Origin of the sequence: Streptomyces sp. H51 (assembly GCF_035656535.1) — a bacterium.
Lineage (GTDB): Bacteria > Actinomycetota > Actinomycetes > Streptomycetales > Streptomycetaceae > Streptomyces.
Genome location: NZ_JAYMHD010000039.1, coordinates 39,574 through 59,383, shown reverse-complemented (window position 1 = coordinate 59,383; position 19,810 = coordinate 39,574). Strand labels below are relative to the sequence as shown.

Genomic DNA, 19,810 nt, shown 5'->3' with positions numbered 1-19,810 from the left:
CCGGCCTGTTCCGGGCGCTCCGGGGCCCTGCGGAAGCCGCACTTCCGCCCTGTCCGGCGCCCGCGGTGACATTCCGTTTGGGTTTTCGGACCGTCAACCGGAAGACTGCACCCGTGACGTCCCGTATCCCGCGCGACTCCAGGCTTCGACTCGTCCGCCCGCGACCCCTGGCCGCCGCCCCCTCAGCAGTGAACCAGCGGCGCCCGCGGCGCGCCGCCCCCCGCCCCCCGGAGGGCACACCGGCCCCCGCGGAACTGGCCAGGATGGCTCGCTCCGGCCTGGCCGCCGCGGCCCGCGTCGCGCGCTGGGCCGACACCGCGCTCGGCGTGGGCCGGGACGGCGTGACCGCCGACGGAAAGGCCACCCTCTCCGACGCGACCGCCGAACACGCGGCGGCGGACCTGGGCCTGAGCGTGGCTCAGGTGCGCGCCGACTGGGACATCGCCCGCCTGGCCGGCCTGGTGGAGGTGCACGGCGGCCGGGCCCGGCCCGGCTGGCGGCTGCGCGCCTGGGACCGCGACGACAGCGCCGTCCTGCGCGGCTGGGTCGCCCTCTTCGACGCCTGGTCGCTCGCCTACCCCGAGCCCGCCCACCACGAGCCCGCCGCCGTCGCCGAGGTCGTCTCGGCCATGCCCCAGGTGCTCTCCTTCCTCCAGCTGTCCGCCGGCCCGGTCCCCGTGGAGCAGCTCCTGGACCTCCTGGAGCAGCGGGTCACCGAACTGCGCACCGAGCGCTGCGAGATCCCCTACGGCCCGCAGCCCGATCCGGCCCTGGAGACCGGCTGGCAGGACACGCCCCTCGCGCCGCTCCTCGACTGGGCCCTGCACGCCCTCGCCTCCGTCGGCGCGCTCACCTGCGGCGACGGACAGGCCACCCTGACCCCGCTCGGCAGCTGGGCGGTCTGGGTCAAGCTGGAGCAGATCTGCGTCGCCGCCCAGAGCCCCGCCGGGAACATCGAGCAGAGCGCCGAGGACATGCTCCGCGGCTGCGCCCAGCTGCGCCCGAACGCCGCCCGGGCCGAATACCGCGCCTGGCTCGCCGCCCGCCCCGTGGGCAGCGCCGTCACCGAGCTGCTGGCCGCCGCCCGCGGCGAGGACGCCCTGCTGCGCGGTCTCGCCTTCGAGGCGCTGCGCGTGGTCGGCGCCCCCGCCGAGGCGGACGTGCGTTCCGTGGCCGACGAGCCGACCCTGCGGCCCTACGCGCTGCTGTGGCTCGCCGAGCACGACGGCATCGACCCGGAGGACGCCCACGAGGTCCTCACCCGGGAGGAGGCCACCTGGCTGTGGGTGGACACCGCCGCCGCCGTCGCCGACCACGGCGAGGCCCCCATGCTGGTGCGCCACCTGGAGTCCGCCGTGCAGCCGACCGTGCCGGCCCTGCTCGACGAGGTGCGCGCCGTCGGCCACCCCCGCACCGTGCAGGTCCTGGTCGCGCTGGCCGCCGCGCACCCCGACCCGGCCCTCGCCAAGGCCGTCCGCCGCGCCGCCTTCCAGGTGCACACCGGCGGGGACTAGCCACCGGCCGGCCGGGGGAGCCCGGAAGGGCTCCGGCCTCCGTCAGGCCCGGATCTCCGGGGCGTACGTGCCGAAGCTCCATATGTTGCCCTCGACGTCCCGGGCCATGTAGTCCCGGCCGCCGTACTCCTGGTCCGTCGGGGGCGTCAGGATCTCCGCGCCGTGCTCCGCGGCATGGCGGTGGTGTGTGTCGACGTCGTCCACGGCGACGTACACCCCGGTGGTGCCCGCGTCCTTCATGGCCGCGTCGAAGACGCCGCCGCGGCCCTTGGAGGCGATCATCACCGCGCCGTTGCCCTGCACCAGCTCGGCGTGCATGACCACGCCGTCCTCGCCCTCGTACACCGACAGCTCGGTGAAGCCGAAAGCCTCCGTGAGCTGCCTGATCGCCGTTCTCGCGTCCGCGTACAGCAGCGTCGGGCAGATGCTCGGACGTCCGCCGTGCGTGCCGGCCATACCGATCACTCCCTCGTGATCACGTCGGAAATGTCATCCACCGTCCAGTGTGACAGCGGCCACTGACAACGGCCCGCGCCCGCCGGGCCGGAAAAGCGCTTGCATGCGCCCGTTAGACTTCTCCCATGGCCATTCTCCTCGCGCATTAGACGGCGGGAACGTCCTCAGCCGCCCACCCGCCAACCCCTGTCCGCCCTGGAGTCTGTCCGTGATCTCCGCCTCCGGTATCGAGCTGCGCGCCGGTGCCCGCATCCTCATCGAGAACGCCAGCTTCCGCGTCGCCAAGGGCGACCGCATCGGCCTGGTCGGCCGCAACGGCGCCGGCAAGACCACCCTCACCAAGTGCCTGGCCGGCGAGGGCATCCCCGCCGCCGGCACCATCACCCGCTCCGGCGAGGTCGGCTACCTCCCGCAGGACCCGCGCACCGGCGACCTGGACGTCCTCGCCCGCGACCGCGTCCTGTCCGCCCGCGGCCTCGACGTACTGATCCGCAAGATGCGCGAGAACGAGCAGCGCATCGCCAACGGCCAGGGCGCCACCCGCGAGAAGGCCATGAAGCAGTACGAGCGCCAGGAGACGGAGTTCCTCACCAAGGGCGGGTACGCCGCCGAGGCCGAGGCCGCCACCATCGCCGCCGCGCTCAACCTGCCCGACCGGGTGCTGAACCAGCCGCTGCACACGCTCTCCGGCGGTCAGCGCCGCCGTATCGAGCTGGCCCGCATCCTGTTCTCCGACGCGGACACCCTGCTGCTGGACGAGCCCACCAACCACCTCGACGCCGACTCGATCATCTGGCTGCGCGACTACCTCAAGACCTACCGCGGCGGCTTCATCGTGATCTCCCACGACGTCGACCTGGTCGAGACGGTCGTGAACAAGGTGTTCTACCTGGACGCCAACCGCGCCCAGATCGACATCTACAACATGGGCTGGAAGCTGTACCAGCAGCAGCGCGAGGCCGACGAGAAGCGCCGCAAGCGCGAGCGCGCCAACGCCGAGAAGAAGGCCGCCGCGCTGCATTCGCAGGCCGACAAGATGCGCGCCAAGGCCACCAAGACGGTCGCCGCGCAGAACATGGCCCGCAGGGCCGACAAGCTGCTCGCCGGCCTGGAGGCCGTCCGGCAGTCCGACAAGGTCGCCAAGCTGCGCTTCCCGGAGCCCGCGCCCTGCGGCAAGACCCCGCTGACGGCCGAGGGCCTGTCGAAGTCGTACGGCTCGCTGGAGATCTTCACCGACGTCGACCTGGCCGTCGACAAGGGCTCCCGGGTCGTCATCCTCGGTCTCAACGGCGCCGGCAAGACCACCCTGCTGCGCCTGCTCGCCGGCGTCGAGCAGCCCGATACCGGCATGGTCGTCCCCGGTCACGGCCTCAAGCTCGGCTACTACGCCCAGGAGCACGAGACCCTGGACCCCGAGCGCACGGTGCTGGAGAACATGCGCTCGGCGGCCCCCGACATGGACCTCGTAGAGGTCCGCAAGGTGCTGGGCTCGTTCCTGTTCTCCGGCGACGACGTCGACAAGCCGGCCGGCGTGCTCTCCGGCGGCGAGAAGACCCGTCTCGCCCTCGCCACCCTGGTGGTGTCCTCGGCGAACGTGCTGCTGCTGGACGAGCCGACCAACAACCTCGACCCGGCCAGCCGCGAGGAGATCCTCGGCGCGCTGCGCACCTACAAGGGCGCCGTCGTCCTGGTCACGCACGACGAGGGCGCCGTCGAGGCGCTGCAGCCGGAGCGGATCATCCTGCTCCCGGACGGCGTCGAGGACCTGTGGGGTTCCGACTACGCGGACCTCGTCGCCCTCGCTTGACCGAACTCGTGATCAACGGCGTAGGGATCATTCGGCTCATCGTTGATCCGTCATCTGGGTGAGATCGCCTGGTACCCGGGTGTGTCCGCCATCGATTTCGCGGCCGAGTCCTCCATCGCCGGGGGCTCGGCCGTCGCGCGTCGCTGACCAGGAACTTCGCCGGTGAACCCGTTCGGCCCAACGAACGCGACCGTGCGGAAGCGGGCGTTCCGTATGTGGGGATGCGCTCCTGTCGTCACAAGCCTGTCTCACGGACCTTGCCGAATGGGTGGCCATGAGCGCCCGGAGGGGTGATCATGAGGAGACCAGAGCGCACTTCCCATGAGGAGGCACGGGTGGCCGAGACTCTGAAGAAGGGCAGCCGGGTGACCGGCGCCGCGCGCGACAAGCTCGCGGCAGACCTGAAGAAGAAGTACGACTCCGGTGCGAGCATCCGGGCGCTGGCCGAGGAGACCGGCCGCTCGTATGGCTTCGTTCACCGGATGCTGAGCGAATCGGGCGTCACGCTGCGTGGGCGTGGCGGGGCGACTCGCGGCAAGAAGGCCGCTTCGTCCTGACCCGGGCGGCCCATCGGCTTCGATGGTGGCCACCCGGTCGGTCTCCCTTCGGCCCTTGAGGGACCCGGGGGGACGTGAGACCGGCCGGGTGGTTACTGTGCAGTCACTTAGCTCTGCTCTGCTGACCGCACTCATCGGAGGCGCCCCATGGCTTCGCCCGCCCAGGACCTCGGTCCGGTACTCGACAAGGACGGCGTACGGCTCACCGTCGACGACGCGATCGCCACGGTGACGCTGACCAACCCGGCCAAGCGCAACGCGCAGAGCGCCCCCATGTGGCGTGCGCTCGCCGAGGCGGGTCGGCTGCTGCCGGGGTCGGTCCGTGTCGTCGTGCTGCGCGCCGAGGGCCAGTCGTTCTCGGCCGGTCTCGACCGGCGCATGCTGACGCCCGAGGGAATCGAGGGCGAGCCGACCTTCCTCGACCTCGCGCGCAGCAGCGACAGCGAACTGGACGCGGCCATCGCCGAGTACCAGGAGGCTTTCACCTGGTGGCGGCGCAGCGACATCGTGTCGATCGCCGCCGTGCAGGGACACGCCATCGGGGCGGGCTTCCAGCTCGCGCTCGCCTGCGACCTGCGCGTCGTCGCGCACGACGTGCAGTTCGCCATGCGCGAGACCAGCCTCGGACTGGTCCCCGACCTCACCGGCACGCACCCGCTGGTGAGCCTGGTCGGTTACGCCCGGGCGCTGGAGATCTGCGCCACCGGACGCTACGTGCAGGCCGAGGAGGCCGTGAGCACCGGCCTGGCGAACCTCGCGGTGCCCGCGGACCAGCTCTCCGACGCGGTGCGGGACCTGGCGTCGGCGCTGCTGGCCGCCCCGCGCGACGCCGTGGTCGAGACCAAGGCGCTGCTGCGCGGCGCACCGGGACGTTCGTACGACGACCAGCGCGCCGCCGAGCGCGCGGCCCAGGCCCGACGGCTGCGGGACCTCGCCGGCCTCGGCGAATAGACCGTCAGCCGACAGCGGTCAGCCGACAGCGGTCACCAGCACCGTCACGGTCGGCCGGCCGGGCAGCGTCCCGGCGACCGCCCCGCGGACCCGCCGGGCCACCTCCACGGCCCGGTGGTCCGCTGCCACCGCCACCTCCACCCGGACGTGGCGGTGCGGCAGGCCGGCCGCCCGCGTCCGCCGCTCCTCGACGTGCACGGCGCACCCCAGCCCGGCCGTCAGCCGGGCCACGCCCGCCACCGCCAGGACGGCCGCGGTGACGCGTTCCTCGTCCGGTGTCCCCGGCCGCGCGGCCTCCGGCACCCGCGGCGACGCCACGGGCGTGCGCTCCGGCTCGGTGTCCAGCAGGGCCGCCACCCGCAGGTCCACCTCCGTCACCGCCGGCCCCAGCAGCCGCGTGGCCGCGGCGCCCAGGGCCGCGCGCAGCCGGGCCGCCGTCGCCGGCAGCGGCTCGGCCGCCGTCGCCGCGAACTCGGCCGTCACCCGCAGCGGGCCCGGCGGCAGGGCACCGGGCGGCGGCGGCACGACGGGCTCGGAACCGTCCTCCGGGTGGGCCGGCGCGATCCGCAGCGCGTCGACCCGCACGCCGGGCACCTCCAGCGCCGCACGCCGCAGCACCGCCCCGGCCGCCGCCTCCGAGATCCACGCGCCGTCGCGGGGGCCGCCCAGGGGCAGCAGCCTGCCGAGCGCCAGCCGCTGCCGTACCGCGTGCGTCCACTGCTCCGCCGTCATTGCTCCAGACTGCCGCATCTCCGGCGCATCATGGCTCAGGCCCGCTTACCGTGGTCGAAGGGGGACCACAACGCGACCGGACGACCACGCGACCGGAAGGGACGTGACCGCGATGAGCGAGATGACGGAGCGGAACCGGCCGGGGACCCCGCCGGGGCAGAACGAGGTGCCGGAGACCCCGGCCACGCGCAGGGTGCAGGCGGCGCGGCGCGGCAGCGGCGACCCCGGCACCCGCGGGCGCACCACCATCGCCGACGGCGTCGTCGAGAAGATCGCCGGAATGGCCGCACGGGACGTGCTCGGTGTGCACACCCTGGGCAGCGGGCTCAGCCGCACCTTCGGCGCGGTGCGCGACCGGGTCCCGGGCGGTTCGAAGTCCGTGGCGCGCGGGGTGAAGGCCGAGGTCGGCGAGGTGCAGACCGCGCTCGACCTGGAGATCGTCGTCGACTACGGCGTGTCGATCGCCGACGTCGCCAGGGCCGTGCGGGAGAACGTCGTGGCGGCGGTGGAGCGCATGACCGGCCTGGAGGTCGTCGAGGTCAACATCGCGGTCAGCGATGTCAAACTGCCGGAGGAAGAGGGCGAGGAGCCGGAGCCGCGGATCCAGTGACCGCAGGGCCACCGGACCGTCCGCACCGCTGAGGGGAGCGCACCATGAGCAGGGCCGTGGTCGGCATGATCGCCGGAATGGCGCTGGGGTTCGCCGGTTATTTCGGCGGGTTCGGGGCCTTTCTGCTGGTGGCCGCCATGGGCGCGGTCGGCTTCGTCGTCGGCCGTTTCCTGGAGGGGGACCTGGAGGTCGGCGATTTCTTCCGCACGCGTGACGGCCGGCGGCGGTGACGTCCGTGAGCGACGGCGCCGAAGCGTCCCGCGGGCCCCTGGCCGTCGTCGAGCCGGGCGGACGCGGGGCGCTCCGGATCGCCGACCGGGTCGTCGCCAAGATCGCCGGGCAGGCCGCCCGGGAGGCGCTCGGCGAGCTGCCCGCCCCGGCCGCGCCCCCGTACGCCACCGTCGTGGTGCGTCACGAGGCCGCCCACGTCCGGGTCCACCTCGAACTCGACTATCCCTGCGACATCGGCGCCCGGTGCCGCGCCGTGCGTCGGCACGTGGCCCGGCGGGTAGGCGACCTGGTGGCAATGGAGGTGCCGGAGGTCGCCGTCCGCGTGGAACGGCTGCACCTGGCCCCGGCGCACGACGTGGCACAGGGGAGGACGCGATGAGCGAGCCCCAGGGCCCCCAGGGCCCCCAGGGCTTCGAGGGCACGACACAGCGGCTGCCGGTGGTCGAGCGGGACGCCGGCCCGGACGAGGCGTACCGGCCGCCGCCCCCGCCGGAGCGCGAGGGCGGCCGGGAGAGCCGCTTCTGGTCGGCGCGCCGCGTCCCCGCGGGCGTCACCGCGCTGCTGCTCCTGCTCGTCGCGGGCGTCTTCCTCTACGACATCGCCGCCGTGCGGGCCCACCGCCCTGCCCTGGGCTGGCGCCGGGAACTCGCCCGGCAGCTCGCCGAGCGGCCCCTCGACGACACCTGGGTGCTGCTCGGCGCGGCGGTCGCCGCCGTCCTCGGCCTGTGGCTGCTCGTGCTGGCCGCCACGCCCGGCCTGCGCGACGTCCTGCCGATGCGGCGCACCCACCCCGACGTCCGCGCCGGACTGCACCGTGCGGCCGCCGCCCCGGTGCTGCGCGACCGCGCCATGGAGGTGGCCGGCATCCAGTCGGTGCGGGTGCGGATCGGCCGCGCCCACGCCGACGTGCGCGCCGTCTCGCACTTCCGGGACCTGGACGACGTGCGCGCCGACCTGGACAGCGTGCTCACCGACGCCGTCGGCGGCCTGGGGCTGGCCCGGCCGCCCGCGCTGTCGGTGCGGGTGCGCCGGCCCGGACGGAAGGGGTGAGCGCCGTGCTCACGATCGTCAACCGGGTGCTGATCGGGGCGGTCGGCCTGCTGCTGTTCCTGCTGGGCGGCTCCGTGCTGGCCGTCGGCCTGGGCCTGCGGCCGCCGTCCTGGTGGATCCACCACGGACGGCACGACGTGCTGCTCAGCCACGCCGAACGGACCCGCTGGCGGGACGCCGGCTGGTGGTGGCCCACCGTCCTGGCCGTCCTCGCCGTCCTGGTCCTGCTGGCCCTGTGGTGGCTGACCGCGGTCCTGCGCCGGCACCGCCTCGCCGAGGTCCCGGTCGACACCGGCGACGGCGAGGGCGCCCTGCTGCGGGGGAAGGCGCTGGAGGGCGTGCTGGCCCGCGAGGCGGGCGAAGCGGACGGCGTCGCGGCAGCCCACGTCCGGCTCACCGGCCGGCGCACCGCGCCCGAGGCCCGCGTGGCCCTGCGCCTGGAGCCGCACGTGGACCCCGGCACGGTCCTGCACGACCTCACGGAGCGCGCCCTGCGGCACGCCCGCGACTCGGCGGGCCTCGCCGCGCTGCCCGCGGAGGTCCGCATCAGGAGCGCCGAGTACCGTGCCGAGAGGGTGAGCTGACGCAGCGGAGGACGGGCGGGCCGCCGGGCACCGGGGCCGGGCTCAGAACCCGTGCCGCATCCCCCCGTCCACCGGCACCATGATCCCCGTCAGATAGGACGCGGCCGGCGACAGCAGGAACGCGGCCACCCGGCCGAACTCCTCCGGCGTCCCGTACCGCCGCAGGGGGATCCGCGACTCCTGGGCGGCCCGCGTGGCCTCCGGGTCGGCGGACAGCGCGTCCAGTTCGCGCACCCGGTCGGTGTCGATGCGGGCCGGCAGCAGCCCCAGCACCCGCACGCCGCGCGGCCCCAGCTCGTCCGAGAGGGACTTGGCGAACCCGGCGAGCCCGGGCCGCAGGCCGTTGGAGATCGTCAGCGCCGGGATCGGCTCGTACACCGACGTGGACAGCACGAAGCCTATGACGCCGCCCGCGTCCAGCTCCGCCGCGGCCGTCCGCGCCAGCCGGACCGCGCCGAGGAACACCGACTCGAACGCCGCGCGCCACTGCTCGTCCGTGTTGTCCGCGACGAACCCGGCCGGCGGTCCGCCGACGCTGACCAGGACGCCGTGGAAGCCGCCGAAGTGCTCACGCGCCGCCGCGATCAGCCGCGCGGGTGCCTCCGGGTCCGCGTTGTCCACGGCCACCCCCGCGGCGTTCGGCCCCAGCGCGGCCACCGCGTCGGCGACCCGCTGCTCGTCCCGCCCCGAGACGACCACCTTCGCCCCGTCGGCGACGAGTTCCCGCGCGGCGGCGTGGCCGAGGCCGTTCGTGGCTCCGGTGACGACGTACACCCGGTCCTTCAGTCCAAGATCCATGCCCCTATCCTGCCTCCTCGTCCCCGAACAGGGCGAGAGCGGTGTTGACCAGGCCGATGTGGCTGAACGCCTGCGGGAAATTGCCCAGGTGGCGTCCGGTGACGGGGTCGTACTCCTCCGACAGCAGCCCCACGTCGTTGACGAGGCCCACCAGCCGTTCGAACAGCTCCCGCGCCTCAGCGGTGCGGCCGGCCGCGTGCAGCGCGTCCGCGAGCCAGAACGAGCAGACCAGGAAGGCCCCCTCACCGCCGGGCAGCCCGTCGACGGTCGAGTCGTCATTGCCGTAGCGGCGCAGCAGCCCCCGGTGGTCCAGTTCCTCCCGGACCGCGTCGATCGTGCCGGTCACGCGCGGGTCGTCGGGCGGCAGGAAGCCGACGCGCGGGATGAGCAGCAGCGAGGCGTCGAGCTCGCGGGACCCGTAGTACTGGGTGAAGGTGCCGCGTTCGGCGTCGTAGCCCTTCTCGCACACCTCGCGGTGCACCTCCTCGCGCATCGCGCGCCAGCCGTCGAGGTCGCCGTCCAGCTCCGGGTTCTCCTCCAGTGCCCGCACGGCCCGGTCGGCGGCCACCCACACCATCACCTTGGAGTGGACGAACTGGCGCCGGCCGCCGCGCACCTCCCACAGCCCCTCGTCCGGCTGCCGCCAGTGCGCGCGCAGCCAGTCGACGAGGGTTCGCTGGAGCGCCCAGATGTCCGGCTTGGGGGCCAGTCCGGAACGGCGTGCCAGCGCCAGGGAGTCCATCACCTCGCCGTACACGTCCAGTTGGAGCTGGTCGGCGGCCCCGTTGCCGATCCGTACCGGGGTGGAGCCGGCGAAGCCGGACAGCCACGGCAGCTCCAGCTCGGACAGCCGCCGCTCGCCCGCCAGGCCGTACATGATCCGCAGGTCGGCCGGGTCGCCCGCGACCGCGCGCAGCAGCCAGTCCCGCCAGGCCGCCGCCTCCCCGTGGTAGCCGCAGGCCAGCAGGGCGCCGAGGGTGAGGGTGGAGTCGCGCAGCCAGCAGTAGCGGTAGTCCCAGTTGCGCACCCCGCCCGGCTCCTCCGGGAGGGAGGTGGTGGCGGCGGCGACGATGCCGCCGGTCGGCGCGTAGGTGAGGGCCTTCAGCGTGATGAGGGAGCGCAGCACCGCGTCCCGGTGCGGGCCCCGGTAGCCGCAGTGGGCGGCCCACGCCCGCCAGTCGGCGACGGCCGCCTTCAGCGCCCGGTGCGGGTCGATCTGCCGGGGACGGGGCTCGTGGGACGGGTGCCAGGTGAGGACGAACGCCACCTTCTCGCCCCGGGAGACCGTGAACTCCGCACAGGTGCTGAGGTTTTCGCCCCAGGTGTGCACGGCGGGCTCGCTGCGCAGCCAGACCGAGTCCGGTCCGGCGACGGCCACCCGGTGACCGTCGGTCCGGCGTACCCACGGCACGATGGAGCCGTAGTCGAAGCGCAGCCGCAGCGTGCTGCGGACGGTGACCTCGCCGCGCAGGCCCTCGACGATGCGTACGAGGTCGGGAGCGCGGTCGCGCTGCGGCATCAGGTCGGTGACGCGGATCGCGCCCTCGGCGGTCTCCCACTCGGTGTCCAGCACCAGGGTCTCTGGGCGGTAGGCGCGCCGGGCGCAGGGGCCGTCGACGCCTTCCGGGGCGATGCGCCAGTGGCCGTTGTCCTCGTCGCCGAGCAGGCGGGCGAAGCAGGCGCCGGAGTCGAACCGGGGCAGGCACAGCCAGTCGACCGAACCGTCCCTGCCAATCAGGGCGGCGGTCTGTTCGTCGCCGACGATCGCGTAGTCCTCGATGCGCGGGTGCACGGAGTCCGGATTCCCGGCGGACCGAGGGGGCAATCAGGGGAGTGACCGGGGAAGCGATGCGTGCGCGGTCCCGCCGTCCGCCCCCGAGAAGATCACCCCGGGGTGCGAGGGGGTCTGGTTGAGCACCCACAGGCCGAGCAGGGTGGCCAGGGCGAAGACGACGGTGATCAGCACGATGAGGACCAGCCGCCGCCGGCGCTCCCGGCGCAGCCAGTCTCCGCGTGCCGTGCGATAGGCGTCGGGTGCGGGCCGCACCTCGCCGGCCAGCGCCTCGAGCGCCTCGCGCAGTCCCCGCTCGGTGCGGTCAGGACCGGTGTCCTTCATCGCCGGGCCTCCATCGCCTTGTTCAGCGCGGCGATGCCGCGTGCCATGTGTGTCTTCACCGAGCCGCAGGAGATCCTCATCGTGGCGGCTATCTCGCTCTCCTTCAGGCCGAGCCAGTGCCGCAGCACGAGGGCCTCCCGCTGACGGGCCGGCAACCGCTGCAGCGCGTCGATCAGCACCCGCTGGTCGTCCCGCAGCAGCGCGGTGCTCTCGGCGGAGGCGACGGCCTCCTCGAGAGGGCTCGGCGGATTCTCCACGTGCCTGCGGGCCACCTGCAGGTGACGTATGCGCATCCGGGTCAGGTTGCACACCGTGGACCGCAGGTACGCCTCGGCCGCCTCGACGTCCCGCAGTCGCCGCCACCTGCGGTAGATCTGGTAGTACGACTCGGCCACCACGTTCTCCGGATCGTCGGCGCCGAGCAGGACGGCCAGGCGGAGCATGGAGGAGTAGTGCAGCTCGAAGAGCCGGGCGAGCGCGGCCTCGCGCTCCAGCTCGGCGGGGTCCTGCAAAGCTGGTGCCAGGGCCTCGGCGAGCGGTTGCGGGGACGGCTCCTGCAGCGGAGCGGGCTGTCTGCGTCTCACGGGTCGTTCGCTTCCGTCTCGGGACACCGCCTGACGGCCAGGCGGGACGGCAGGTCGGTCAGATCGGCGCCGCGCGGGACGCCGAGCCGTTCCAGGGCCGCGGTGCCGGCCACCGCGACGATCAGATTGAGCACGAGGGCCGCCAGCCCGGCATAGACCTCGAACGCTCCGAAGCCCAGTGCGAGCGTGGAGGAGAACCCGTCCCGTACGACCATGACGGTCCCGGCGGCCATGCCCACGCCCCACCCGGCGAGCAGCGCCCGCGGATGCAGCCGTCCGGTGAACAGGCCGACCGTCACCGCCGGGAAGATCTGCAGGATCCACACCCCGCCGAGGAGCTGCAGGTTGACGGCGTCCTGGTCGCGCAGACCGAACACGAACGCGATCGCGCCCACCTTCGCGGTGAGCGACACCGCCTTGGCGATGCGCACCTGCCGCTTGGGCGTGGCGGTGGGCTGGACGTACTCGACGTAGACGTTCCGTACGAAGCCGGTGGCGGCGGTGATCGACATGACGGCGGCCGGGACCAGCGCCCCCACGGTGAGAGCGCCGAACACCAGTCCGGCCAGCGGCCCCGGCATCAGCCGGTCGACCAGCATCGGGACCGCGGACTCGGCAGCGCCCCGCGGGGCGCGCACCCCGGCCGCGAGGGCCGCGATACCGAGGAAGCCGAAGAGCGCCAGCAGCCCCGTCCAGGCGGGCAGGGTCACCGACACCTTGCGCAGGGTGCGTGGCCCGTCGGCGGCGAAACCGGCGGTGAGCACGTGCGGGTACATCAGCAGGGCGAGGGCCGAGCCGAGGGCCAGGGTGCCGTACGCGGGCTGCTGCTCGGGGGCCAGCACCAGCGCCGGGCTGCCCAGCTGCCGTGCCGCCCCGTCGAAGACCGCGCCGGGGCCGTGCAACCGCTCCAGCACCAGCCAGGTCACGGCCGTGAGTGAGACGAACACCGCCACCGCCTTCAGCGCGGAGATGACCGCGGGCGCGCGCAGCCCGTGCCGGTACGTCGCCACCGCGAGCCCCGCGAACAGCGCCACCATCGTCAGGTCGCCGGCCGCGCCCCGCGGATACACGCCCCCGGCTGTGAGCACCGCGCGTATCCCGAGCAGTTGCAGCGCGAGGTACGGCATCGTGGCCAGGATGCCGGTCAGGGCGACCACCAGCGCCAGCGGCGGTGAGCCGTAGCGTCCGCGCACGAAGTCGGCGGCGGTCACGTAGCCGTGCCGCCGGGCCACGGTCCACAGGCGGGGCAGCAGCACGAAGGCGAGCGGGCAGACGATCACCGTGTACGGCACGGCGAAGAAGGCGGGCGCGCCGTTGCCGTACGCCAGGCCCGGCACGGCGGTGAAGGTGTACGCGGTGTAGACGGTGCCGCCGAGCAGCAGCCAGGTCCACACCGGGCCGAGGCTGCGGTCGGCCAGCGCCCAGCCCTCCAGGGAGGGCAGCCGGTCGTTCGGGTGCAGCCGCCGCGCGGTGACGGCCAGCAGCGACGCCCCGCCGATCACGGCGAGGAACGTCGCGGTCATGGCGCTGTCGGCCATGGGTCACCGTCCTTGGTGTGCCTGTGCCCTCTCGGGTGAGTTGCGCCAGGGGCCCGCCCGGAGGACAGGAAACCGGCGGGAAATCTTCCGGACATTCGCTGTCAACCGGTTCGGGCGGATGGGCAACTCTTGCACGGACCCACAGCGGACGGGAGAGGAGCGCAGGTCATGGCACGGACCGGTCGGCACCGGCTACGGCGCGTCGCGATCGCCGTACTGCTCCTCGCGCCCGCCGCGGGCCTGCTGTGGGTGCCGCTGTACGCGGGTGCGGGTCCGCGGCTCGCGGGGACGCCGTTCTTCTTCTGGTACCAGCTCGCCTGGGTGCCGGGATCCGGCCTGTGCCTGCTCGCCGCGTACGCGCTGACCCGTGAGCGCCCTCGCTGAGCCGCCCCCTTCCTTTTTCCCCGCCGGTCCGGCGGTGGCCCGTCACCGGTCCGCCGCCGATCCACCGCGCACGTCCCGTCACGTCCCGTCACACCGTCCAGGTGAGGAACCGTCATGCCTACGTCAGCCATGCCCGAATCCGGCCGCGCAGCGCCGCAGAGATCCCGCACGCGGTCCGTACTGCTGTGGGGCGCCGTCTCCCTGGCCGGTGCGATCGCCTGGGGCGTGCTCGCCCTGGCCCGCGGTGAGGAGATCTCCGCCGTCTGGCTGGTGGTGGCCGCGCTCGGCTCGTACGCCATCGCCTACCGCTTCTACTCCCGCTTCATCGCCCGCCGGGTGCTGCAGCCCGACGACCGCCGGGCCACCCCCGCCGAGCGCCTCGAGGACGGCGTCGACTTCCACCCCACCGACCGCAGGGTCCTCCTGGGCCACCACTTCGCCGCGATCGCCGGCGCTGGACCGCTGGTCGGGCCGGTGCTCGCGGCCCAGATGGGCTACCTTCCCGGCACCCTGTGGATCGTGGCCGGAGTCATCTTCGCCGGAGCGGTGCAGGACATGGTGGTGCTGTTCCTGTCGATGCGCCGCGACGGCACCTCGCTCGGGCAGATGGCCCGCGACGAGATCGGCCGGGCGGGCGGGGCCGCGGCCCTGGTCGCGGTCTTCGCCATCATGATCATCCTGCTGGGCGTGCTGGCGCTGGTCGTCGTCAACGCGCTCGCCCATTCCCCGTGGGGCACCTTCTCGGTCGCCATGACCATCCCCATCGCCCTGTTCATGGGCTTCTGGCTGCACCGCATCCGGCCCGGCCGGGTCGTGGAGACCAGCCTCATCGGCGTGGCGCTGCTGCTCCTGGCCATCGTCGGCGGCAGTTGGGTGCAGGACTCCTCGCTGGCGTCCGCGTTCACCCTGAGCCCGACGACGCTCGTCTTCTGTCTGATCGGCTACGGCTTCGTCGCCTCCGTCCTGCCGGTGTGGATGCTGCTCGCCCCGCGCGACTACCTCTCCACCTTCATGAAGATCGGCACGATCGCGCTCCTCGCGGTCGGCGTGGTCGTGGCCGCGCCGGTGCTGCGGGCGGACGCGGTGAGCGACTTCGCCTCCTCGGGCGCCGGGCCCGTCTTCGCGGGGGCGCTGTTCCCCTTCCTCTTCATCACCATCGCGTGCGGCGCGCTCTCCGGCTTCCACGCGCTGGTCTCCTCGGGCACCACCCCGAAGCTGATCGAGAAGGAGTCGCAGGTCCGGATGATCGGCTACGGCGCCATGCTGATGGAGTCGTTCGTCGCGATCATGGCGCTGATCGCCGCGGCGGCGCTGGAACCGGGCCTGTACTACGCCATGAACGCACCGGCCGGACTGCTCGGCGCGACCGCCGAGTCCGCCTCGCACGCCGTGGCCGGCCTCGGCTTCACGATCACACCCGACCAGCTCACCCAGGCGGCGAAGTCGGTGGAGGAGCAGACGCTCATCGCCCGGTCCGGCGGGGCGCCCACCCTCGCGGTCGGCATGTCGGAGATCTTCTCCGGGCTGTTCGGCGGCACCGCGATGAAGGCCTTCTGGTACCACTTCGCGATCATGTTCGAGGCGCTGTTCATCCTGACGACCGTCGACGCGGGCACCCGGGTCGGCCGCTTCATGCTCCAGGACATGCTCGGCAACGTGTGGAAGCCGGTCGGCCGGGTCAACTGGAAGCCGGGCATCTGGCTGTGCAGCGGCCTGGTGGTCGCCGCGTGGGGCTACTTCCTCTACACCGGCGCCACCGACCCGCTCGGCGGGATCAACCAGCTCTTCCCGCTCTTCGGCATCGCCAACCAGTTGCTCGCCGCGGTCGCCCTGACCGTCTGCACCACGGTCCTGGTCAAGTCCGGTCGGCTGCGCTGGGCCTGGGTCACCGGCGTCCCGCTGGTCTGGGTGGTCGCGGTCACCTTCACCGCCGGATGGCAGAAGATCTTCTCCGACGATCCCAAGATCGGCTTCTTCGCCCAGCGCGCCCGCTACTCCGACGCCCTCGACGCCGGCCAGGTCCTGCCGCCCGCGAAGAGCCTCGACGACATGCACACCGTCGTCACCAACTCCACCGTCGACGGCGTGCTGATCGCGCTGTTCCTGCTCCTGGTCGCGGTCGTCATCGGCAACGCCGCCGTGGTGTGCGTGCGGGCGGTACGGACTCCGGGAGCACTGCCGACCAGCGAGGCGCCGTACGTGGAGTCCCGCATCGAGGTGCCCGCACGGGAAGAGGCGCCGCTGGCGGGAGCCAGCTCGTGAGCGTCCGCCACTGGGCCCGGACGGTGCGGTGGTATCTGCGGGAGCTGACGGGCGAAGCGGAGTACGACCGCTACTGCGCACGTCACCGGCGTCACCACCCGCAGGCCCCGGTGCCGACGCGGCGGGAGTACCAGGTGCTGCGCTCCCTGCACCGGGAGACGCATCCGCAGGGCCGCTGCTGCTGACGCGGGCCTCCCGAACCGCGGGGCGGGCGGAGCTCCGGACCCACGCCGCCCGCCCCGCGCCGTTGCTCACCCGAGGGGACCGACATGCGCACCGCCCGGAAGACGCCGGGCCCGTCTTCGAGCGCATCGGCCGGCACATGACGCCCCACCCGTGGAACATGCTGCCCGATCCGCGGCGCACGTTCCTGTACTGGCGGGACCGGCTGGTGGGACGCCGGCGCGGCTGACGCCTGCGGGCCTAAACCGCCGCCGGTTCGGCGTCGGCCGGCTTCTGCCCCGCCGCCTGGGCCCGGTCGCGCGCCTCACGTCGCGCCAGGGCCCACCAGCCCACCGGGACGGCCGCGGCGAACAGCCACCACTGGATCATGTACGCGTAGTTCAGCGGCGCGTCCTCGCTGCCCGGATCGGAGATCAGCTGCGGGGTGCCGCCCTTCGGCTCGGGCGCCGTCTGCTGGATGTAGCCGCCGAGGACCCGGGCGCCGAGCCGGCGCGCCTGCTCCTCGCTGTCGATCAGCATGATCTGCCGGTCCGGCAGGCCCTTGAGGTCCTTGATGCCGCTCGCCGCGGTCGTCTCGTCGGGCATCAGCCGCCCCGTGACGGTGACCTGCCCGCGCGGCGGTGCGGGGACCTCGGGGAAGGCGCTCTGGCTGCGGTCGTTCGCCGGGACCCAGCCGCGGTTGACCAGCAGCACCTTGCCGTCGGTCAGCGTGAACGGGGTCAGGACGTGGTAGCCGACCTCGCCGTCGGAGTTGGTGCGGCGCCGGACGGCGACCTCGTGGGCGGTGTCGTAGCTGCCCCGGGCGGTGACGGTGCGGTACTTCTGCTCGCCGGTCACGGCGTGTCCGGGGGAGGTCAGCCGCTCCACGGGTACCGGATCGGCGTGCAGCGCCTCGGAGACCTGCTGGTTGCGTGCGGTGCGCTGGTCGTAGCGGTGCATCTGCCAGAAGCCCAGCCTGATCATGGTCGGGATCAGGAGCAGGGCGACCAGGGTGAGGATCACCCACTGCCGGGACAACAGGAAGCGGTACACCCCACGACCGTACAACCCGGGCGAGGGGTGTCCGCGGGCGGGTCGGGCTCAGACCCGGTCGACGATCCCCGTCCTCCCCTCCGCGCGGGCGCAGTGGCCGCCGCAGTACCAGTGGCCCTCGACCTCGACGCCCTGGCCGATGATCTGCACCCGGCAGTGCTCGCAGATCGGGGCCATGCGGTGGATCGCGCAGGAGAAGCAGTCGAAGACGTGCACCGCGCCCTGCGCGTGGACCTCGAAGGTCATTCCGTAGTCATTGCCGCAAACTTCGCATCTCGCCATGCGCCACAGAGTGGGCCGTCACCGCCCTGCGGGCGAGCGGGCCGTGGGCGAGTCGCGCGGCAATCACCCGTCCGTACGGGTCACTCGTCCGCCGGTTCCACGTCGCCGAGCAGCTGCCCGAACGCCGCCTCGTCGACGACCGGCGTCCCGTACTGCCGCGCCTTGAGCACCTTGGACGTGCCGGCCTCCGGGTCGTTCGTGACGAGCAGGCTGGTGAGCCGGGACAGGCTGGTCGCGACGTGCAGTCCGGCCTCGACCGCGCGGTCCTCCAGCAGCTCGCGGTCGACCGAGGTGTCCCCGGAGAAGGCGACCCGCATGCCCTGCTTGAGCGGTCTTCCCTCCTGGTACCGCCCCGGGTTGGGATACGGGCAGGCCGGCCGCTTCCGGGACGGGCGCCAGCCGCCGGTGCGGGAGCCGCCGTAACCGCCGTAACCGCCGTGGCCGTCGGCCTGCCGGCCGATGCGCGGGGCGGGCCGGTCCGTCCACTCCGTCAGCGGCCGGCACTCCTGCAGCGGCAGCCGCACACTGCCCGCCGCGGCCGCCCGCAGGCTCGGCCGGAACGCCTCCGCCAGTACGCGCGCGTCGTCCAGCGCGTGGTGCGCCCGCTGCTGCACGACGCCGAAGTGGGCGGCCAGCGACTCGAGCTTGTGGTTGGGCAGCGGCAGGTCCAGCTGCTTGGACAGCGCGATGGTGCACAGCCGCTGCCGCACCGGCGCCTCGCGCTCGGCGCGCGCGTACTCCCGGGCGATCATCTGCCAGTCGAAGACCGCGTTGTGCGCGACGAGCACCCGGCCCCGCAGCCGGGCCGCGAACTCCTCGGCGACCTCCCGGAACAGCGGCGCCCCCTCGAGCACCTCGCTCGTCAGGCCGTGTATCCACACCGGGCCCGGGTCGCGCTCCGGGTTGACGAGTGTGTACCAGTGGTCCTCGACTTCGCCGCGCGCGTCCAGCCGGTAGACGGCCGCGGAGATGATCCGGTCGTCCCGGGCCAGGCCGGTGGTCTCCACGTCAACGACCGCGTATCCCTGGGGATACGCGGCCGGCCACGTCGTGGGGGAGGACGCGGGCGTCGTGCGGTCTTCGAGCATGGTTCCTGAGGATAAGGGCCGTGACTGACAGTCCCCTCCGTCAGGTGCCTTCTCGCACAGACGTGTTCGAGCATCCGCGATGTCTGTGATGTCGGTGATGTAACCATATGTGGCGCACCGAAGGGTCGCGCGCGCTGCCGGTCCCGCATCAACGGGCGCCGCCGCGCGGGCGGTTGGAATCCCGCGCGTCCGACGGCCGGTTCCGCGGCCCCCGCTGCCGGGTGGGAACCGGAGGAGATGAGACGATTCCGGCGTGATGGAACCTACGCACCTCGAGGCCCACGAGGGTGGAATGGGCCAGCGGCTCAACTGGCTGCGGGCCGCCGTCCTCGGCGCCAACGACGGCATCGTCTCCACCGCCGGCCTGGTCGTCGGCGTGGCCGGAGCGACCGACGACCGGGCTGCCCTGCTCACCGCCGGACTGGCCGGACTGCTGGCCGGGTCGATGTCGATGGCCGCCGGGGAGTACGTGTCCGTCTCCACCCAGCGGGACTCGGAGAAGGCCGCTCTGGCCATGGAGCGGCGGGAGTTGCGCGAGTCGCCGGAGGTCGAACTGGAGGAGCTGACCGGGCTGCTGGAGGCGCGCGGACTGTCGCGCGAGGTCGCCCGGGAGGCGGCCGAGCAGCTGACCCACCGGGACGCGCTGCGCGCGCACGCGCGCGTGGAACTCGGCATCGACCCCGACGAGCTGACGAACCCCTGGCACGCGGCATGGGCGAGCTTCCTGGCGTTCACCGTGGGCGCGCTGCTGCCGCTGCTCGCGATCGTGCTGCCGCCCGCGGACTGGCGGCTGTGGATCACGGTGGTCTCGGTGCTGGCCGCCCTCGTCCTCACCGGCTGGTCCAGCGCCCGGCTGGGCGCCGCCGCCCCGGGCCGGGCGGTGCTGCGCAACGTCATGGGGGGCGCGTTGGCCATGGGCATCACGTACGCGGCGGGGAGCCTGCTGGGGGCGGTCGGGGTGTGAGACCCCGGCAGCAGCCGGACCGCGGGGCGTCCATTGGCGGAGACGGCCAAGAAGCAAGCGCGTACCCCTGGTAATACTTGTCGGTAA

General features: G+C 73.4%; 23 protein-coding genes. 13 read left to right on the top strand and 10 right to left on the bottom strand.

The window, feature by feature from the left end:
- The first annotated feature begins 113 nt into the window (after nt 1-113).
- On the top strand, nt 114-1,514 hold the full coding sequence (locus VKA29_RS12110; protein ID WP_324785422.1) for a hypothetical protein: 1,401 nt from the start codon (nt 114-116) through the stop codon (nt 1,512-1,514).
- 42 nt (nt 1,515-1,556) lie between these two features.
- Here the strand turns inward: VKA29_RS12110 and VKA29_RS12105 are convergent, their stop codons facing one another.
- Entirely contained in the window at nt 1,557-1,970 is a 414-nt protein-coding gene (locus tag VKA29_RS12105) for a VOC family protein (RefSeq protein WP_324785420.1), read from the bottom strand.
- 208 nt (nt 1,971-2,178) lie between these two features.
- Here VKA29_RS12105 and abc-f point away from each other — a divergent pair, with 208 nt between their 5' ends.
- From abc-f to VKA29_RS12090, 3 genes are all read left to right on the top strand, one after another.
- Nucleotides 2,179-3,777 (top strand): ribosomal protection-like ABC-F family protein, encoded by a 1,599-nt coding sequence (gene abc-f, locus VKA29_RS12100; protein ID WP_324785419.1) that lies wholly within the window; start codon nt 2,179-2,181, stop codon nt 3,775-3,777.
- A gap of 335 nt (nt 3,778-4,112) precedes the next feature.
- Nucleotides 4,113-4,334, top strand: a complete 222-nt coding sequence (locus VKA29_RS12095; RefSeq protein ID WP_004002281.1) for a helix-turn-helix domain-containing protein — start codon at nt 4,113-4,115, stop codon at nt 4,332-4,334.
- A 147-nt stretch (nt 4,335-4,481) separates the two neighbouring features.
- Nucleotides 4,482-5,285 (top strand): enoyl-CoA hydratase/isomerase family protein, encoded by an 804-nt coding sequence (locus VKA29_RS12090; RefSeq protein WP_324785417.1) that lies wholly within the window; start codon nt 4,482-4,484, stop codon nt 5,283-5,285.
- 18 nt (nt 5,286-5,303) lie between these two features.
- Here VKA29_RS12090 and VKA29_RS12085 read toward each other — a convergent pair whose 3' ends face one another.
- Nucleotides 5,304-6,017, bottom strand: coding sequence for a nucleopolyhedrovirus P10 family protein (locus tag VKA29_RS12085; protein WP_324785416.1), 714 nt, complete (start codon nt 6,015-6,017; stop codon nt 5,304-5,306).
- Between the two features lie 112 nt (nt 6,018-6,129).
- Here VKA29_RS12085 and VKA29_RS12080 point away from each other — a divergent pair, with 112 nt between their 5' ends.
- Genes VKA29_RS12080 through amaP form a run of 5 tightly spaced genes read left to right on the top strand, consistent with a single transcriptional unit; the run spans nt 6,130 to nt 8,492 of the window.
- On the top strand, nt 6,130-6,627 hold the full coding sequence (locus tag VKA29_RS12080) for an Asp23/Gls24 family envelope stress response protein (RefSeq protein WP_324785415.1): 498 nt from the start codon (nt 6,130-6,132) through the stop codon (nt 6,625-6,627).
- 44 nt (nt 6,628-6,671) lie between these two features.
- On the top strand, nt 6,672-6,857 hold the full coding sequence (locus VKA29_RS12075) for a hypothetical protein (protein ID WP_324785414.1): 186 nt from the start codon (nt 6,672-6,674) through the stop codon (nt 6,855-6,857).
- Nucleotides 6,854-7,237, top strand: coding sequence for a hypothetical protein (locus VKA29_RS12070; RefSeq protein WP_324785413.1), 384 nt, complete (start codon nt 6,854-6,856; stop codon nt 7,235-7,237). The genes VKA29_RS12075 and VKA29_RS12070 overlap by 4 nt, the downstream gene beginning before the upstream one ends.
- A complete protein-coding gene (locus VKA29_RS12065; RefSeq protein ID WP_324785411.1) occupies nt 7,234-7,908 on the top strand; it encodes a DUF6286 domain-containing protein in 675 nt (224 codons plus the stop codon). Before VKA29_RS12070 ends, VKA29_RS12065 begins: the two co-directional genes overlap by 4 nt.
- Before the next feature lie 5 nt (nt 7,909-7,913).
- On the top strand, nt 7,914-8,492 hold the full coding sequence (gene amaP, locus VKA29_RS12060) for an alkaline shock response membrane anchor protein AmaP (RefSeq protein ID WP_324785409.1): 579 nt from the start codon (nt 7,914-7,916) through the stop codon (nt 8,490-8,492).
- A 42-nt stretch (nt 8,493-8,534) separates the two neighbouring features.
- Here amaP and VKA29_RS12055 read toward each other — a convergent pair whose 3' ends face one another.
- Genes VKA29_RS12055 through VKA29_RS12035 form a run of 5 tightly spaced genes read right to left on the bottom strand, consistent with a single transcriptional unit; the run spans nt 8,535 to nt 13,528 of the window.
- Nucleotides 8,535-9,290: an SDR family oxidoreductase gene (locus VKA29_RS12055; protein ID WP_324785408.1), complete on the bottom strand. Its 756-nt coding sequence runs from the start codon at nt 9,288-9,290 to the stop codon at nt 8,535-8,537.
- A 4-nt stretch (nt 9,291-9,294) separates the two neighbouring features.
- Nucleotides 9,295-11,082, bottom strand: coding sequence for a glycoside hydrolase family 15 protein (locus VKA29_RS12050; protein WP_324785407.1), 1,788 nt, complete (start codon nt 11,080-11,082; stop codon nt 9,295-9,297).
- Nucleotides 11,083-11,115: 33 nt separating this feature from the next.
- Nucleotides 11,116-11,406, bottom strand: coding sequence for a hypothetical protein (locus tag VKA29_RS12045; RefSeq protein ID WP_324785406.1), 291 nt, complete (start codon nt 11,404-11,406; stop codon nt 11,116-11,118).
- The gene (locus VKA29_RS12040; RefSeq protein ID WP_420718476.1) at nt 11,403-11,990 is read right to left on the bottom strand and encodes an RNA polymerase sigma factor; all 588 of its coding nucleotides are present in this window, start codon (nt 11,988-11,990) and stop codon (nt 11,403-11,405) included. The genes VKA29_RS12045 and VKA29_RS12040 overlap by 4 nt, the downstream gene beginning before the upstream one ends.
- Nucleotides 11,987-13,528 (bottom strand): sodium:solute symporter, encoded by a 1,542-nt coding sequence (locus VKA29_RS12035; RefSeq protein WP_324785405.1) that lies wholly within the window; start codon nt 13,526-13,528, stop codon nt 11,987-11,989. Before VKA29_RS12035 ends, VKA29_RS12040 begins: the two co-directional genes overlap by 4 nt.
- A 168-nt stretch (nt 13,529-13,696) precedes the next feature.
- Here VKA29_RS12035 and VKA29_RS12030 point away from each other — a divergent pair, with 168 nt between their 5' ends.
- The 3 genes from VKA29_RS12030 (at nt 13,697) to VKA29_RS12020 (ending at nt 16,359) form a co-directional block, all read left to right on the top strand.
- Nucleotides 13,697-13,912, top strand: a complete 216-nt coding sequence (locus VKA29_RS12030) for a DUF3311 domain-containing protein (RefSeq protein ID WP_324785404.1) — start codon at nt 13,697-13,699, stop codon at nt 13,910-13,912.
- A gap of 114 nt (nt 13,913-14,026) precedes the next feature.
- A complete protein-coding gene (locus tag VKA29_RS12025) occupies nt 14,027-16,174 on the top strand; it encodes a carbon starvation CstA family protein (protein ID WP_324785403.1) in 2,148 nt (715 codons plus the stop codon).
- A complete protein-coding gene (locus VKA29_RS12020) occupies nt 16,171-16,359 on the top strand; it encodes a YbdD/YjiX family protein (protein WP_324785401.1) in 189 nt (62 codons plus the stop codon). Before VKA29_RS12025 ends, VKA29_RS12020 begins: the two co-directional genes overlap by 4 nt.
- A gap of 238 nt (nt 16,360-16,597) precedes the next feature.
- On the opposite strand, the gene VKA29_RS12015 is transcribed toward VKA29_RS12020, so the two are convergent.
- From VKA29_RS12015 to VKA29_RS12005, 3 genes are all read right to left on the bottom strand, one after another.
- A complete protein-coding gene (locus VKA29_RS12015; RefSeq protein ID WP_324785399.1) occupies nt 16,598-17,389 on the bottom strand; it encodes an SURF1 family protein in 792 nt (263 codons plus the stop codon).
- Between the two features lie 48 nt (nt 17,390-17,437).
- Complete coding sequence (locus VKA29_RS12010; RefSeq protein WP_324785397.1) at nt 17,438-17,671, bottom strand: hypothetical protein; 234 nt, start codon at nt 17,669-17,671, stop codon at nt 17,438-17,440.
- 80 nt (nt 17,672-17,751) lie between these two features.
- Entirely contained in the window at nt 17,752-18,759 is a 1,008-nt protein-coding gene (locus tag VKA29_RS12005; RefSeq protein ID WP_324785395.1) for a DEDDh family exonuclease, read from the bottom strand.
- Nucleotides 18,760-19,012: 253 nt separating this feature from the next.
- Between VKA29_RS12005 and VKA29_RS12000 the strand changes: the two genes are divergently transcribed.
- The gene (locus VKA29_RS12000) at nt 19,013-19,723 is read left to right on the top strand and encodes a VIT family protein (RefSeq protein ID WP_324785394.1); all 711 of its coding nucleotides are present in this window, start codon (nt 19,013-19,015) and stop codon (nt 19,721-19,723) included.
- The last annotated feature ends 87 nt before the right edge of the window (nt 19,724-19,810 follow it).